This is a genomic window from Mycolicibacter sinensis, from assembly GCF_001673565.1.
Taxonomy (GTDB): Bacteria; Actinomycetota; Actinomycetes; order Mycobacteriales; family Mycobacteriaceae; genus Mycobacterium; species Mycobacterium sinense_C.
Genome location: NZ_LZMF01000132.1, coordinates 1 through 17,075 on the forward strand (window position 1 = coordinate 1; position 17,075 = coordinate 17,075).

Genomic DNA, 17,075 nt, shown 5'->3' on the forward strand with positions numbered 1-17,075 from the left:
TGCTGCGTATCGCGCCGGGCATCAACCGGCGGATGGCGCAACCGTTCTCGGTGCAGACCATGGAGAAACTCGGCGCCCGGCTGTTGGACCGGCTCGGGGATTCCCGGCTGCTGGCCTCGTTGTATGACCGAGCGGTCGTCGACGACCCCGTGCCGAAGGGTCGATAGCGGCCTTCGTGGTCCACGTCGAGGTGCTGCGTGTCTTCACCGATGGCCGCGGCGACGTCACTCAGTTGTGGGCATGGCGCGACGAGATCACGGTGCACCACGGTCGTTGATCGGTCGTTCACGCCTGGCACGCCCGGAGGTCGGACAGCGACACCGCGGGTGAATCGCCGCAAGAATATCGCCGGCGAATGCGCGAGCGGGGGTACCGCTCCGTCGAGATGTGGGTGCCCGATGTGCGGTCCGCCGAGTTCGCGGATATCGCGACCGGGAGGCGCTGGCGCTGGCCGCCGCGGACCGGAACAGCGACGAGGTGGATTTCGTCGAGGCGATCGCAGATCCGGTCGACGAGTGAAGCGTGGTGAGCGGATCTCATAGTGGAGACCGAACGCTCACTGATGGTGTGTCTCGGCATCGTCCCCTGACACCGCCCGGGGTTCTTCGACCGTTCCCCCGTGAGACACTGACGCCTATGTCTGAGACCGCCACGCTGGTGCTGCTGCGCCACGGAGAGAGCGAATGGAACGCCAGCAACCAGTTCACCGGCTGGATGGACGTCAACCTGACCGACAAGGGCCGCACCGAGGCAATCCGCTCCGGCCAGCTGCTCGTCGAGCACGGCGTGCTGCCGGACGTGGCCTACACCTCGCTGCTGCGCCGGGCCATCACCACCGCGAACCTGGCCTTGGACGCCGCCGACCGGCACTGGATCCCGGTGCACCGCACCTGGCGGCTCAACGAACGCCACTACGGCGCCCTGCAGGGTCTGGACAAGGCCGCCACCAAGGCCCGCTACGGCGACGACCAGTTCATGACGTGGCGGCGTAGCTACGACACCCCGCCGCCGCCGATCGAGGCCGGCAGCCGCTACAGCCAGGACACCGACGCCCGCTACGCCGACATCGGCGGCGGTCCGCTGACCGAGTGCCTGGCCGATGTGGTGGCACGCTTCCTGCCGTACTACACCGACGTCGTCATCCCGGACCTGCGGTGCGGCAAGACGGTGCTGCTCGCCGCGCACGGCAACTCCTTGCGGGCGCTGGTGAAGTACCTGGACGGGATGTCCGATGATGAGGTGGTCGGGTTGAACATCCCCACCGGTATTCCGCTGCGCTACGACCTGGACGCCGACCTGCGTCCGACGGTCGCCGGCGGCATTTACCTGGACCCCGAGGCGGCCGCGGCCGGGGCCGCCGCGGTGGCCAGTCAGGGCGCCAAGTAGCCGCAGTGCGCCGCCAGTGTGAATGACCGGTGGAAAGCGGGTGAAATCTTCCCCCTGAATTCACATTCGGCGCACGTCGTGGTCGACCGCTGGTCGGATAGGGCGCTCGAACTGCGTACGATTTTGCCGTGGCTGCGACTTCGGCGCTGACGCTCGCTGCGGTGTCGGCACTGCCGGCCCTGGTGGCGGGGGTGGCGGCCGGTATCTGGCTCTCGCCCCGGCTGGCCGAGCGGCGCCGGCGGGTGGTCACCGAACGCGCCGGCATCACCGTCTCCCAAATGCTGCAGCGGATCGTGGCGCACGCATCGCTGGGGATCGCCGTCGTCGACACCCACCGCGACGTGGTCTACCTCAACGATCGCGCCTCGGCCTTGGGTCTGGTGCACGGCCGGCTGCTCGACGATGTCGCCTGGGCGGCTGCGCAACGGGCACTGGCCGGTGAAGAGGAGGTCGTGTTCGACCTCTCGGCGGCCAAGCGTGCGACCGGGGCGATCCGGTCGGACTTGTCGGCGGTGCGCGGGTACGCCCGGTTGCTGTCCGAGGAGGATCGCCGGTTTGCGGTGGTGATCGTCGACGACCAGTCCGAACAGGCCCGGATGGAGGCCAGCCGGCGCGACTTCGTGGCCAATGTCAGCCACGAGCTCAAAACCCCGGTCGGGGCGATGGGCCTGCTCGCCGAGGCGCTGCTGGCCTCCGCCGACGACCCCGAGGCGGTACGCCCGTTCGCCGAGAAGGTGCTGGTCGAGGCGAATCGGCTGGCCAGCATGATCGGGGAGCTGATCGAGCTGTCCCGGCTGCAGGGCGCCGATCCGCTGCCGGACTTGGGCGTCGTCGACGTCGACAGCGTGGTCAACGAGGCGATCTCCCGGCACAAGGTGGCCGCCGACAATGCGGAGATCACCATCACCACCGACGCCCCGAGTGGCTTTCGGGTGCTCGGCGACGAGCCGCTGCTGATTACTGCGCTGGCTAACCTGGTGTCGAACGCGATCGCCTACTCGCCGCACGGCTCACCGGTGTCGATCAGCCGCCGCAGCCGGGACGGCTTGATCGAGATCGCGGTCACCGACCGCGGCATCGGAATCGCGCGCAAGGACCAGCAGCGGGTCTTCGAGCGGTTCTTCCGCAGTGACAAGGCGCGCTCGCGGGCCACCGGCGGCAGCGGGCTGGGGTTGGCGATCGTCAAGCACGTGGCGGCCAACCACAACGGCACCATCACGCTGTGGAGCCAGCCGGGCACCGGTTCGACGTTCACCCTGGCGATTCCTGCCTATCAAGCCGATTCGGAGCGAAGGGATGAAGAGCAGCGATGACACCTGCTGGCGACGATGCAGAGCGGAGCGTGCGGAGCGATGAGGAGGAGCAGCAGCGATGACTCACGTGTTGATCGTTGAGGATGAGGAGTCGCTGGCGGATCCGCTGGCGTTCCTGCTGCGCAAGGAGGGTTTCGAGGCGACCGTGGTGACCGACGGACCCTCGGCGCTGGCCGAGTTCGACCGGGCCGGCGCCGACATCGTGTTGCTCGACCTGATGCTTCCGGGAATGTCCGGCACCGACGTCTGCAAGGCGCTGCGAGCCCGCTCCAGCGTGCCGGTGATTATGGTCACTGCCCGCGACAGCGAGATCGACAAGGTTGTCGGCCTGGAACTGGGTGCCGACGACTACGTCACCAAGCCGTATTCGGCCCGCGAACTGATCGCCCGGATCCGCGCGGTGCTGCGCCGCGGCGGCGACGACGAGGGCGGCGTCGGGGAGGGCGTACTGGAGTCCGGCCCGGTGCGCATGGACGTCGAACGGCACGTGGTGCTGGTCAACGGCGAGCAGATCACCTTGCCGCTCAAGGAGTTCGACCTGCTCGAATACCTGATGCGCAACACCGGCCGGGTGCTCACCCGCGGCCAGTTGATCGACCGGGTCTGGGGCGCGGATTACGTCGGCGACACCAAAACCCTGGATGTCCACGTAAAGCGACTGCGGTCCAAGATCGAGACCGACCCCGCCAACCCCGTGCACCTGGTTACCGTGCGCGGTCTGGGATACAAACTGGAGGGCTGAACCCGCTTCCGCTGGTTGAATGGGCGACCTAAATTTGCCCGCGCGGTCGCCGTCGCCGAAAATCACGGAATTGACGCCTTCGTTCTTAAGGTAACCTTAAACAAGGTCACCTGCAGGGTGCTGGGCCCAATCTAAAACCAATCTTCGTTAGCCATACGGGAGGCGTGATCGATGAGCGGGCCGGAGGACACGGTGCACGCCGTACGCACGCTGGTGGACCTGTTGCGGCAGGAGTCCGAGCGGCGTGGCGACAAACCGGCGTTCACCTTCTCCCGCGACGGCGACGAGCACGAGACCAGCCGGGTGAGCTATCGGGAGCTGGACCTGCGCGCCCGCCAGATCGCCACCGACCTGCAGAGTCAGGGTGCCACCTGGCAGCGCGTGCTGGTGCTGTGCCCGCCCGGGCTGGACTTCATCGCCAGCTTCTTCGGCTGTCTCTACGCCGGCGCCATCGCGATCCCGGTGCACCCGCCGATGCGCGAGCACCTAATCGGCCGCGTCGAGTCGATCATCGCCGATGTCGAACCCGGCTTCGCGCTGACCACCGCCGACATCGAGCCCCGGATCAAGCCCGCCATCGACGCGTTGCCCGGTGGGCAGGCGCTGCGGTGGATGATCACCGACGAGACCGCCGGGGGCAGCGAGGCGGGCTGGGTGCCGCCGCAGATCGACGCCGAGACCGTCGCGATGCTGCAGTACACCTCCGGGTCGACCAGCGCGCCGAAGGGCGTCGTACTGACCCACGGCAATCTGGTGCACAACCTCGAGACCATCTTCGAGGCCTGGGGCGACCGGATCGACGGGGACGTGACCGGTGTGTTCTGGCTGCCGCCGTACCACGACATGGGGCTGATCGGCGGGCTGCTCTCGACTCTCAGAGCGGGCGGCCATTCGATCCTGATGCCGCCGACCGCGTTCATCAAACGGCCGATGCGGTGGCTGGAAGCGTTCTCCCGGCACGGCGGGACGATCACCGCGGCCCCCAACTTCGCCTACGACATGTGCGTCGAGCTCAGCAGCCCGCAGGAGCGCGCGGCGCTGGACCTGTCCCACTGGGCGACGGCCATGTGCGGCGCCGAACCCGTGCGCACCGCGACGCTGAAAAACTTCGCCGAGGCGTTCGCCCCGGCCGGATTCCGGCGGGAGGCGTTCCTACCGGTGTACGGGCTGGCCGAGGGCACCCTGCTGGTCTCCGGCGGGTCCGACTCGCCGCTGCCGTTGGTGCGGCACGTCGACCGGGTCGCCCTCGGCGACAACCGGGTCATCGAGGTCTCCGCCGACGATCCCAATGTGGCGGCCCTGGTCGGCTGCGGCAAGCCGCGTGGTGGCCAGCGGGTGAGCATCGTCGACCCCGAGACTCGCCGGGAATGCGCGGCCGGCCGGGTCGGCGAGATCTGGGTGAGCGGAGGCAGCGTCGCGCACGGCTACTGGGGCGCCCCCGAGCTGTCCGCCGAGACCTTCGCCGCGACCCTGTCCGACACCGGCCAGGGTCCGTTCCTGCGCACCGGCGACCTGGGATTCCTGCATTCCGGGGAGCTGTTCGTCACCGGCCGCCGCAAAGACCTGATCATCATCCGGGGCACCAACCACTACCCCAACGACATCGAGCTGACCGTCCAGAACACCAACCCGGCGTTGCTGCGCGGCCGCGGCGCGGTGTTCTCGATCGCCCCCGAGCCGGGCGCGGCCGAGCAACTCGTCGTGGTGCAGGAGGTCGACCCGAGCCGGTTGAGCGGGGACGCGGCCGACGAGGCGATGCAGGTCATCCGCACCGCGGTCACCGAGAACCACGCGGTTCGCACCCACGCCGTCGTGCTGGTGCAGCCACTGCAACTGCCGACGACCTCCAGCGGCAAGATCCAGCGCAGCGCTTGCAAGCAGCGCTACCTCGACGGCGAGCTGCCGGTAGTGGCGCAGTGGCCGGCCGCCGCCGAACCGCCCGCGCCGGCCGAACCCGAACCCGCGCCCGAGGCCAAGGCCGAGGCCGGGGAGCGCAGCGCGGCCGAGATCAGCGCCTGGCTCGTCGACCGGTTGTCCGGTGAACTCGAACTGCCCCCCGCCGAGATCGACCCGGCCAAGCCGTTCGCCTTCTACGGCCTGGACTCCATCCACGCGGTGCGCCTGTCGACCGCCCTGGAGCAGTTCCTGGGCTGCGAGCTGGCCCCGACCATCGCCTACGAATACCCGTCGATCGACATCCTGTCGCAGCACCTGGCCCGCGTCGCAGCGACGACTCCAGCGGCTCCGGACGCGGTAGCCGCCCTCGAGCGCACCGAACGGCCTGCGGCCGACGAGCCGATCGCGATCGTCGGCATCGGCTGCCGCTTCCCGGGCGCCGACGGGCCCGACGCCTTCTGGCGGCTGCTGTCCGGCGGGGTCGACGCCACCAGCGAGGTCCCGGCCGACCGCTGGGACGTCGACGCCTTCTACAGTCCCGACCCCTCGGTGCCGGGTACCGCCGTCACCCGCCGCGGTGGCTTCTTGGGCCAGGTCGACCAATTCGACTTCCAGTTCTTCGGCATCTCGCCCCGCGAGTCGGCGCAGATGGATCCGCAGCAGCGGCTGCTGCTCGAGGTGGCCTGGGAGGCCCTCGAAGACGCCGGTCAGGTGCCCGACGCGCTGGCCGGCAGCCGCACCGGGGTGTTCGTCGGGATCTCCACCAACGACTACGGCTTCCTGCGGCTGGGCCAGCCCCAGCTCGTCGACGCCTATACCGGCACCGGCAACGCGCTGAGCATCGCCGCCAACCGGCTGTCCTACACCTTCGACTTCCACGGGCCGAGCCTGTCGGTCGACACCGCCTGCTCGTCGTCGCTGGTCGCCGTCGACCTGGCGTGCCGCAGCCTGCGCGACGGTGAGTGCTCCATGGCGCTGGCCGCCGGGGTGAACGTGATCCTGTCGCCGGCCCTGGCGATCAACTTTTCCAAGGCCCGGGTGATGGCACCCGACGGCCGGTGCAAGACCTTCGACGCCGACGCCGACGGTTACGTGCGCGGCGAGGGCGCCGGTGTGGTGGTGCTCAAGCCGCTGAGCAAGGCGCTGGAGGACAACGATCCGATCTACGCGGTGATCCGCGGCAGCGCCACCAACTCCGACGGCCGCACCAACGGCCTGATCGCCCCCAGCGGGCGGGCCCAGGAGCGCGCGGTCACCGAGGCGTTCCGCCGGGCCGGCCTGCCGGCCGGTGCGGTCCAATACATCGAGGCGCACGGCACCGGCACCGCGATCGGCGACGCCATCGAGGCCAACGCGCTGGGCACGGTGCTGGCCGAGGGCCGGCCGGAAGGCAGCCGCTGCCTGGTGGGCTCGGTCAAAACCAACATCGGCCACCTGGAGGCGGCCGCCGGCATCGCCGGCCTGATCAAAGTGGCGCTGTCGCTGCAGCACCGGGCCATCCCGCCCAGCCTGAACTACACCTCGCCTAATCCGCACATCTTGTTCGACAGCCTGCCGCTGGACGTGGTGCAGACCCTGACGCCATGGCCGGCGGGCAGCCGCGCCGTGGCCGGGGTCAGCTCGTTCGGCTTCGGCGGCACCAACGCCCATGTCGTGCTCACCGAGGCCCCGCAGGTCCGCAGCAGTCACCCCGACGACTTCGCGCCGGCGCGCGCCGAGCTGCTGGCGCTCTCGGCCCGGTCGCCGGAGGCGTTGGCCGCGCTGGTCGGCGAATACGAGATGGCCCTGTTCTCCAGCGGTCTCGCGACCGCCGGCTCGCTGTCCGACTTGTGCTACACCGCCGGTGCCCGCCGCGGCCACCACGACTACCGGCTCGCGGTGGTCGGTGACTCTCCGGCGGCGCTGTTCGAGTCGTTGGCGGCCTACCGCCTGGGCGAATCACGGCCGGGATTGTCGGTCGGGCACTGCGCCCCCAGCCGGCCCGGGCCGGGCGTGACCTTCGTCTTCTCCGGTCAGGGCTCGCAGTGGCCCGGCATGGCCCAGCGGTTGCAGGCCGACGAGCCGGTCTTCGCCGACGCCCTGGCCGCCTGCGACAACGCGCTGCACCCGCACCTGGGGCACTCGATCCTCGAGGAACTGGCCAAGCCGCAGGAGCAGTCCACGCTCACCGACATCGGCATCCTGCAGCCCACGATCTTCGCGATTCAGGTGGCCCTGGCGGCGCTGTGGCGGTCCTGGGGCGTCGAGCCCGCCGCGGTGGTCGGCCACAGCCTCGGCGAGGCCGCCGCCGCCCACGTCGCCGGAGCGCTCAGCTTGGAGGACGCCGCGCGGGTGATCTGCGCCCGGGCCCGCATGCTGCGCGGAGTGCGCGGCCGCGGGGCGATGATGGTCACCGAGACCACCATGGCCGAAGCGCAGGAACTCATCGCCGGTCACGAACACCAGGTGGCCATCGCCGCCAGCAACAGCCACCGGTCGACGGTGCTGGCCGGCGAGCGTGCGGTACTCGAAGAGCTCATGGCCACGCTGACGCAGCGCGACCGGTTCTGCCGCTGGATCGAGGTCGACGTCGCCTCGCACAGCCCGCAGATGGAGGCCCTCGGCGCGGGACTGCGCGGCAGCCTGGTCAAGCTGAAGCCGACCGCGCCGACGGTGCCGCTGTACTCCACCGTCACCGGGGAGTTGGTCGGCGACACGCTGCTCGACGCCGACTACTGGGTGGCGAACCTGTGCTCGCCGGTGCGGTTCTCGGCCGCGCTGCGACGGCTGCTGGAGACCGGGCACGACACCTTCGTCGAGCTCAGCCCGCACCCGATCCTGCTGACGGCGGCCCGCGAAGACGTTGAAGACATGAGGCGCACCTGCACCCTATTGCCGTCGATGCGCCGCGACGACGAGGGCCGCTCGACCATGCTCGGCTCGCTGGGCACCCTCTACACCCTCGGGCACCCGGTGGCCTGGGAGCGGATCTACCCCGAGGGCAGCCGCTGTGTGCCCGCCCCCACCTACCCCTGGCAGCGGGTGCACTCCTGGCTGGATGCCGGCTCCATCGCGGCGCCCCGCAGCGCCGGTGCGCCCGGCGGCTGGCGCGGGCCGATCCGGTCGGCCACCCAGAACGCGGTGCTGGCCGAGATCGACGTGACCACCGGGGCGCTGTCCGCCGAGCAACTCGGTGAGCTGGCCGGCCAGGCGGCCGAGGTGGCCTTCGGCCCGGGCAGCCGGTCGGTCGGTGCACTGAACCTGCGCGGCGCTCCGGCCGAGGCGCGCACCGTGCAGTTCGCCCTGACCGACGACCGGTTCGACTGCTACGGCAGCGCGGCCGGCGGGGACTGGACGCTGCTGGCCACCGGCACCCTTGTCACCGGACAACCCGGCGCGCCGGCCATCACGACCGCCCCCGCGGACCCGGCCGATCGCAGCTACCAGGTGCGCTGGCAGCCCGCGTCGATCGCGGCCGAAGGGGAGGGCCGATCCGGCGAGCCCGGCAGCTGGCTCATCCTGGCCGACGGCCCGGTGGCCGACACGCTGCGCGATCACCTCGAGGCGCAGGCCCAGTCGTGCGTGCTGGTGGAACCGGTTGTCGGGCTGGCCGCGATCGAACGGGTGAGTGCCGACAGCTACCGCATCGACCCGGGCCGGCCCGAACACTTCGGCGAGCTGCTGCGCGCGGCGTTCGGCGGCGACCGGCCGCCGTGCCGTGGGGTGCTGCACCTGTGGAACCTGCTGGCCGCAGCGCCGGCCGACACCAGCGCCGACTCGCTGCAGGCCGCGACGACGCTCGGGACACTGAGCGTTGTTCACCTGATTCAGGCGCTGACGCTGGCCGGCTGGCCGGAATCGCCGCGGCTGTGGCTGGTGACCCGCGGGGCGCAGCCGGCCGGTGACAACGACTCCGCCGCCCTGTCGATCGGGCAGGCCCCGGTCTGGGGGCTGGGCCGCAGCATCGATCACGAGCACCCGGAGCTGCGCGTCACCGGCGTCGACCTGTCCGCCGGCGGCGGTCCCGAGGAGCTGCGAGCGCTGTTCACCGAGATCTGGTCGGACGACCGCGAGGCGGATCTAGCGCTGCGCGGCCACCGGCGCTATGTGGCACGGTTGGAGCCCTACCGCGAGGCCTACGACGAGCAGCCGGGTGAGTTCGCGCTCCGCGAGGACGCCAGCTACCTGGTCACCGGCGGCCTCGGCGCGGTCGGCGGCGAGGTGGCCGGCTGGCTGGTCGAGCGCGGTGCGCGGCACCTGGTGCTGATGGGCCGCCGCGCGCCGTCAGCTGCGACGGAGGCGACGCTGGATGCGCTGCGTGCGGCCGGTGCCGAGGTGACGGTCGCCCAGGGCGACGTCACCAAGGCCGAGGACGTCGCCGCGGTGCTCGCCGGCGTCGGCGCGTCAATGCCGCCGCTGCGCGGTGTGGTGCATGCCGCCGGCACCGTCGACGACGCGATCCTGGCCCGCCTGGACGCCGCCCAGCTGCGCGAGGTGATGGCGCCGAAGGTGCAGGGCGCCTGGAACCTGCACACGCTGACCGCCGATGCGCCGCTGGATTTCTTCGTGCTGTTCTCCTCGGCCGCCTCCGTACTGGGTTCGCCCGGAGCCGCCAACTACGGTGCCGCCAACGCCTTCCTGGACGCCCTGGCCTGGCACCGCCGCGCCGCCGGGCGGCCCGCGCTCAGCGTCAACTTCGGCCCGTGGGCCGGGCTGGGCATGTTCACCAACTCCGAGCTGCACCGCCACTTCTCGCACTACGGCGTCGAAGGCATGTCGGCGCAGGACTACTTCACCGCGCTGGCCGGCCTGCTGGGCGGCACAGTCGCGCCGCAGGTCATGGTGCTCGACATCGACTGGGCGCGGTGGCGTCCCAGCGCGCAGTCACCGTTGCTGGGGGACCTGCAGGTCTCCGGCGAGGCGGCGATCGGAAGCGGTCTGTTCGAGGCGGTGCAAGCCGCGGATGCCCAAGAACGCCAGCGGCTGCTGGAGACCTACCTGCGCGATCTGGTCGCCGGCAAGCTGGGCCTGGCCCCGGCCGGCCTGGACGTGGCGGCGCCGCTGAACAGCCTTGGGGTGGACTCGCTGATCACCCTGGAACTTCGCATTCAGGTGGAGCGCGAACTCGGAATCGTCGTTCCGGTGGCCCGGCTGCTGGATGGGCCGAGTGTAGTCAGCCTGTCGGGCTGGCTCAATGAGCAGTTGGCGGCCGCCGGCGAGGCCCGGCCGGAGCAGGCCGCAGCGCCCAGCGCCGCCGAGCCCGCGCCGGAGATGGACCTGCTGTCGCAGGTGTCCGACCTCTCCGACGACGCGGTGGATGCGCTGCTGGCGAAGATGCTCGCCGACGGCGAGCATGCCAAGGATGGGGGTAGCCCATGACGGACCAACCCGAGGCGCCCATCGACATCGCCAGCCTGTCACCGGAGGAAAAGCGCGAACTGCTGGCGCAGTTGCTGGCCGCCAAAGCCCGGAACGCGGCGTCTGAACACGAGTTGTCCTACGGGCAGCGCTCGATGTGGTTCGTCCACCGGTTGTCTCCCGACAGTGCCGCCTACACCGTCGCCTACGCGGGACGCATCCGCAGCGGACTCGACGTGCCGGCCCTCGAGCGGGCCGCCCAAGCCCTGGTGGACCGGCACCCGATGCTGCGCACCACCTACACCGAGCGGGACGGCCAGCCGGTCGGGCTGGTCCACCCGCACTGGCCGATGCGGATCGCCACCCATCGCATCGGTACGGACGCGGCCGAGCTCGAGCAGTGGATCCAGACCGAGACCGACCGGCCGTTCGACTTGAGCACCGGGCCGGTAATACGGCTGACCCTGCTGCAGCGTCCCGACGATTACGTGCTGTTGCTGACCGTGCACCACATCGCCGTCGACTTCTGGTCCATCGACGTCATCCTCGACGAACTGCCTGCGTTGTACGCCGCCGAGCACGGCGTCGGGCTGCCCGAGGGGCCGCCCGCCGACCGGTATGTCGACTACGCCGCGAAACAGAACCGGATGCTGGCCGGGCCCGACGGCGAGCGGCTCTGGGAGTACTGGCGCGACGCGCTGGGCGGTGAGCTGCCGACGTTGGCGTTGCCCACCGACCGGCCACGGCCGGCCGTGCAGACCTACGCCGGTGCGCTGCACCGGTTCAGCGTCGACGCGCAGGTCACCGCCGGGTTGAAGCAGGTGGCGCGGACCGTCGGGGCGACGCCCTACATGACCCTGCTGGCCGCCTACGCGGTGCTGCTGCACCGCTACAGCGGCCAGGACGACCTGATCATCGGCTCGCCGTTCGCCTGCCGTGACCGATCCGGCCTGATGGGCATGGTCGGCTACGTCACCAACCCGCTGCCGCTGCGCGTCGACGTGAGCGAAGACCCGAGTTTCGTTGCGCTGCTGGGCCAGATCAAAAACACCGTGCTGGGCGCCATCGGCCACCAGGAATACCCGCTGCCGCTGCTGGTCGAGCGTCTGCGGCCGGTCCGCGACGCCGGGCGCACCCCACTGTTCCAGGTGTCGTTCGCTTGGCAGCAGGTCCGGCTGTTCGAGGAAGCGGAGGCCAGTGCCGGCTCCGCCGGATCGGAGTCTGACGGCACGCTGCCCCTGGAAACCCTGCACATCGGCCAGGGCGGCTCGCCGTTCGACATCACCATGCAGGTCGGCGAGCACGACGACCAGCTGCAGCTCGCGCTGCAGTACAACACCGATCTGTTCGACGCCGACACCATGACCGCGATGGCGCAGCACTTCGCCATGCTGCTGGCCGGGTTGGTGGAGCCGGGCGCTGCCGACGCTCCGGTGTCGCAGCTGCCGATGCTCACCGACGTCGAACGGGCAAAGCTACAGTCCTGGAACGAAACCCAGGTCGACTACCCGGATGCCCCGGCCTTCCTGCATGAGATGGTCGCCGCCGCCGCTGCGCGCACACCCGACGCCGTCGCGGTGAGCTACGACGGCCGCGAGCTCAGCTACGGCGAGCTCGACCGGCGGGCCAACGGCCTGGCGCACCGGCTGCGTCAGCTCGGCGTCGGCGCCGGCAACGGGACCGACGTGGTGCCGGTGCTGCTGGAGCGTTCCGAAGACCTGGTGATCGCACTGCTCGGTGTGCTCAAGTCCGGCGGTGTCTTCCTGCCGCTGGATCCGGCCCAGCCCGCCCGGCGCATGGAGGCGATGCTGGCCGACGTTCCGGACGCGCCGGTCTGCGTCACCCACCGCCAGCACCTGGCCGGTGTGCCAACGGATTTCACCGGCGCCCGGCTGTGTCTGGACCAGTCTTCGGCGTTGCCCGCAGAGCAGGAGTCGGCTCCCGAGGTGAGCGGCGCCGACCTGGCCTACCTGATGTACACCTCCGGTTCCACCGGTGCGCCCAAGGGGGCGCTGAACAGCCACGCCGGCATCCGCAACCGGCTGCTGTGGATGCAGGACGCCTACCGGCTGGCCGCCGACGACCGAGTGCTGCACAAGACACCGATCAACTTCGACCCCTTCGTCTGGGAGATCTTCTGGCCGCTGATCGTTGGCGCCCGGGTCGTGATCGCCAAACCGGAGGGTCACAAGGACGCCGGCTACCTGGCCCGTACCATCGTCGACGAGCGCGTCACCACAATGCATTTCGTGCCGTCGATGCTCCGCCGTTTCTTAGCTGAACCCGGGGCGGCGTCCTGCACCGAGCTGCGCCGGGTGTTCTGCAGCGGGGAGGCGCTCACCGGCGACCTGCGCGACGCGTTCTTCGAGACGCTGCCCGCCGAACTCTACAACCTTTACGGCCCGACCGAGGCCGCCATCGACGTCACCCATTTCCACTGCCGGCGTGGGATAACCGAACCGATCATCCCGATCGGGCGACCGATCGCCAACATCGCGATCCACCTGCTGGACGCCGCGGGAAACCCGGTTCCGGTGGGGGTGCCCGGCGAGCTGTACATCGGCGGGGTCGGCGTGGCCCGCGGCTACCTGAACCGGCCGGAGGCCACCGCCGCCGCGTTCGGCGCCGACCCGCTTAGCTCTGAACCTGGTGCTCTGCTCTACCGCACCGGCGACCTGGCCCGCTACCGCCCGGACGGCAACATCGAGTACCTGGGCCGCCGCGACGACCAGGTGAAGATCAACGGTTTCCGCATCGAGCTCGGCGAGGTGGAGGCCGCGCTGGCCAAGCACCCCGGCATCGCCGAATGCGCTGTGGTGGCCCGTAAAGACGCCGCCGGCAACACCGCGCTGATCGCGCATATCGTGCCGGTCGCCGCAGCGCCCGGCACCGCGGAGCTGCGCCGCTTCCTGCTGGAACTGGTGCCGGCGGCGATGGTACCCGCGGTGTTCCGCAGCACGGACCTGCTTCCGCTGTCGCCCAGCGGCAAGGTGGACCGCCGGGCGTTGCTGGCCATCGATGCGGATCTCGACGCCGCGCCGAAAGAGTTCGTGGCACCGCGTAACCGCACCGAAGAGACGCTGGCCGAGATCTGGCGCGAGGTGCTCGACGTGGAGCGCGTCGGCGTCACCGACGACTTCTTCGCGCTCGGCGGGGCTTCCACCCAGGCCCTGGAGGTCGCGGTGCGGGTCGGCGAGTTCGGCATGGAGCTGCGCCCGGAGTCGCTGTTCGTCTACGGCACCATCGCCGAGCTGGCCGAAGAATTCGGCCCGATCGGTGACGACACCACCGCCGCAGCGCCGCAAGCCCCCGCTGTTGAGCAGCCGGCACCGCCGAAACCCGTTGCGGCGCCGGTGACCAAGCCGGTGCAGGCCGGCCCGGCTCGCAACGTCGTGATCGAAAGCCTCGGGGTGTACCTGCCGCCGCGGTCGGTCTCCACCGAGCAGGTGCTGGCCGACTGCGTCAACGAGGTGAAGATCCCGCTGGAGCGCCTCACCGGCATCAAGAACCGGCGGATGGCCGGCGTCGACGAGTTCTCGATCGACTTGGGCCGCAAGGCGATCGGCGACTGCCTGTCCCGGTCGAGCTACGCCCCCGAAGAGATCGACCTGGTCATCGCGTGCAACATCTCCCGGTGCGACGGCCCGGAGCACATGTTCACCTTCGAACCCAGCACCGCCTCCCAGTTGCGGGATCAGCTGGGCCTGACCAACGCGGTGTGTTTCGACATCAACAACGCCTGCGCGGGCATGTTCACCGGCGTCAGCGTGGCCCAGGACTTCCTCAAGACTCACCTGGTGCGCAACGCCCTGGTGGTCAGCGGCGAGTACATCAGCCACATCACCGAAACCGCGCAACAGGAGATCGAGAACGCGATGGATCCGCGGCTGGCCTGCCTGACCGTTGGTGATGCCGGCGCGGCGGTGATGCTCGAACTCGGACCCAATGACCGGGTCGGCTTCCACGACCTCGATCTGGCCACCTACAGCGAATTCGCCAAGTTGTGCATCGCCAAGGCCACCGACGGCCCGCACGGAGGCGCCATCATGGTCACCGACTCGGTCACCCAGACCGCGATCGCGGTGAAGCACTCGGTGCCCTACGTCGCGGCGGTGATGCAGCGCCACGGCTGGCGGCCCGAGACGGCCGATCAGCTGCTGATGCACCAGACCTCCGAGGCGTCGATCAACGACGCCATCTTGACCATCAACCGGGTGTTCGGGGCGGGCGCGGCCAGCCGGGCCAACACGATCTGCAACCTGGCCGAACGCGGTAACACCGCCACCACAACGCATTTCGTCGCGCTGCATGACTACATCAACGCGGGCCGGATCAACTCCGGCGACAACGTGGTGCTGTCGATCACCGGCTCCGGGCAGACCATCGGCACCGCGCTGTACACCTTCGACGACCTGCCCGACCGGATGCGACGGGCCGCCAACGGTCAGCCCGCCCGTGCCGGGCGGTCCGCCCCCGGCCGCCGGGAGTTGCCGGCGACACCGCGGGTGCAGATCGACGGTGTCGGTATCGCCTCGGATGGCCAGGACCCGCCGAGTTCCATTGCGTTCGCGGTGGACGCCGCTCGGGCCTGCTTGGACGACAGCGGTGTCGACGGGTCCCAGGTCGGCCTGGTGATCCACACCGGCATCTACCGCGACGACTTCCTCAGCGAACCGGCGGTCGCCACCCTGGTGGCCGGCGAGGTCGGGATCAACGCCGAGCCGGAGTCCGCGGACGCTCCCAAGACCTTCGCGTTCGACATCCTCAACGGCGCGGTCGGCTTCCTCAACGGCTGCCACGTCGCCGCCGGCATGATCGGCGCCGGCCGCACCGGCCACGCCATGGTGCTGGCCTCCGAGGTGGAGAACAACACTCCGGACAGTGGCTACCCGCGCACCGGCATCGCCGAGACCGGGTCGGCGATCATGCTGAGCCCCAGCCACGGCCCGGAAGGCTTCGGCCGCTTCGTCTTCGAACACCACCCGGAGTACCGCGGGGCGCTGGCGACCCACACCCAGGAGCGCGACGGCCGGATGTGGCTGCGGGTGGACCGCGACCCGAACCTGGCGGCGATCTATGTGAGCTGCCTGCCGTCGGCGGTCAAGCAGCTGCTGGCCCTGGAGGCCCTGGGGCCCGAAGACATCGCGCTGGTGTTGCCGCCGCAGCTGCCCGGTGCCGCTCTCGACGAGCTGGCCGCGGGCATCGGCGTGCACCGGTCGCGGTTCGTCGACCCAGATGCGCAGGGCTGGACAACTGACCCGTTCACCTCGACCCTGCCCTATCAGATCGCCGACGTTCGGCGGCGCGGGCTGGTCAAGCCGGGTGAGGTCGCGCTGATCATGGCCGTCGGTTCCGGCGTCGAAGTCGGCTGCACCACCTACCGGTTCTGAACTCGATGCGCGCATTGGTCACCGGGGGAACCGGATTCGTCGGCTCGAACCTGGTATCCGCATTGCTCGACCGCGGCATCGAGGTGCGGGTGCTGCGGCGCTCGACGTCGCCGATGGCCGCACTCGAAGGTTTGGACTGCGAGACCCGGGTCGGCGACGTGCTCGACGGTGTCGAGGCGCTCACCGCGGCGATGGCCGGCTGCGACTGGGTGTTCCACACCGCGGCGGTGTCGGACTACTGGCGTCACCGGACTCAGACCCGGCTGTACCGCACCAACGTCGACGGCACCCGCGACATGGCGGAGGCCGCCCGGCGGGCCGGCGTCAAGCGGTTCGTCTACACCAGTTCGATTGCTGCCCTGGGTATTCCACCGCGTGGGCGCGAGCTGGTGGAGACCGACGAGTTCAACATCCGCCCCCGCCGGTTCCCCTACGGCCACAGCAAGCACCTGGCCGAGGCCGTACTGCGCGACGCTGTCGCGGCGGGGCTGCCGGCGGTGATCGTCAATCCGTCGGTGGTCATCGGCCCGCGTGACGTCAACCGGATCGCCAGCGCGATGATCGTCGAGGCGCAGCGCGGCCGGTTGCGGGTCGCCGCGCCGGGTGGTACCAACTTCGTCTCGGTCGAGGACGTGGTGGCCGGCCACGTCGCCGCCGCCGAGCGAGGCCGGGTCGGCGAGCGCTACATCCTCGGTGGGGAGAACCTATTGTTCGGTGAGGCGTTCGCCATCGCCAACGAGGTCACCGGCCAGCGGGGCCCTTCGATCGTGTTGCCGCGCTGGACGATACCGGTGGCGGCGGCCGGCATCAGCGTTGCCCGTGCGGTGGTGGGGCCGCGACTGCCGATCGGCGCCCACCAGATGCGGCTCTCGGCGGCGGAGATCTTCGCCGACTCCACCAAGGCCCGCGAGGAATTGCGCCTGCCGTTCACCTCGTTCCGCACCGCGCTGCGCGACGCCTACCACTGGTACCGCGACAACGGCTACCTCGCCCGCTGACCAACCGGCGGCA

At 70.3% G+C, this 17,075-nt stretch carries 7 protein-coding genes; all 7 read left to right on the forward strand.

The features are described 5' to 3' along the window. Positions 1 to 387 precede the first annotated feature (387 nt). Positions 388 to 519 carry a hypothetical protein gene (locus tag A5648_RS24950; RefSeq protein WP_267887838.1) on the forward strand — a complete coding sequence of 44 codons (132 nt, stop codon included), beginning with the start codon at positions 388 to 390 and terminating at the stop codon, positions 517 to 519. Between the two features lie 117 nt (positions 520 to 636). Beyond that, positions 637 to 1,386, forward strand: a complete 750-nt coding sequence (locus A5648_RS18775; RefSeq protein WP_065025995.1) for a phosphoglyceromutase — start codon at positions 637 to 639, stop codon at positions 1,384 to 1,386. 128 nt (positions 1,387 to 1,514) lie between these two features. After that, the gene (locus A5648_RS18780; RefSeq protein WP_065025996.1) at positions 1,515 to 2,699 is read left to right on the forward strand and encodes a sensor histidine kinase; all 1,185 of its coding nucleotides are present in this window, start codon (positions 1,515 to 1,517) and stop codon (positions 2,697 to 2,699) included. A gap of 58 nt (positions 2,700 to 2,757) precedes the next feature. Further along, positions 2,758 to 3,441: a response regulator transcription factor gene (locus A5648_RS18785; RefSeq protein WP_065025997.1), complete on the forward strand. Its 684-nt coding sequence runs from the start codon at positions 2,758 to 2,760 to the stop codon at positions 3,439 to 3,441. A 171-nt stretch (positions 3,442 to 3,612) separates the two neighbouring features. Beyond that, the gene (locus tag A5648_RS18790) at positions 3,613 to 10,695 is read left to right on the forward strand and encodes a type I polyketide synthase (RefSeq protein ID WP_065025998.1); all 7,083 of its coding nucleotides are present in this window, start codon (positions 3,613 to 3,615) and stop codon (positions 10,693 to 10,695) included. Then, positions 10,692 to 16,064: a non-ribosomal peptide synthetase gene (locus A5648_RS18795; RefSeq protein ID WP_065025999.1), complete on the forward strand. Its 5,373-nt coding sequence runs from the start codon at positions 10,692 to 10,694 to the stop codon at positions 16,062 to 16,064. The genes A5648_RS18790 and A5648_RS18795 overlap by 4 nt, the downstream gene beginning before the upstream one ends. A gap of 5 nt (positions 16,065 to 16,069) precedes the next feature. Continuing rightward, entirely contained in the window at positions 16,070 to 17,062 is a 993-nt protein-coding gene (locus A5648_RS18800; protein ID WP_065026000.1) for an NAD-dependent epimerase/dehydratase family protein, read from the forward strand. The last annotated feature ends 13 nt before the right edge of the window (positions 17,063 to 17,075 follow it).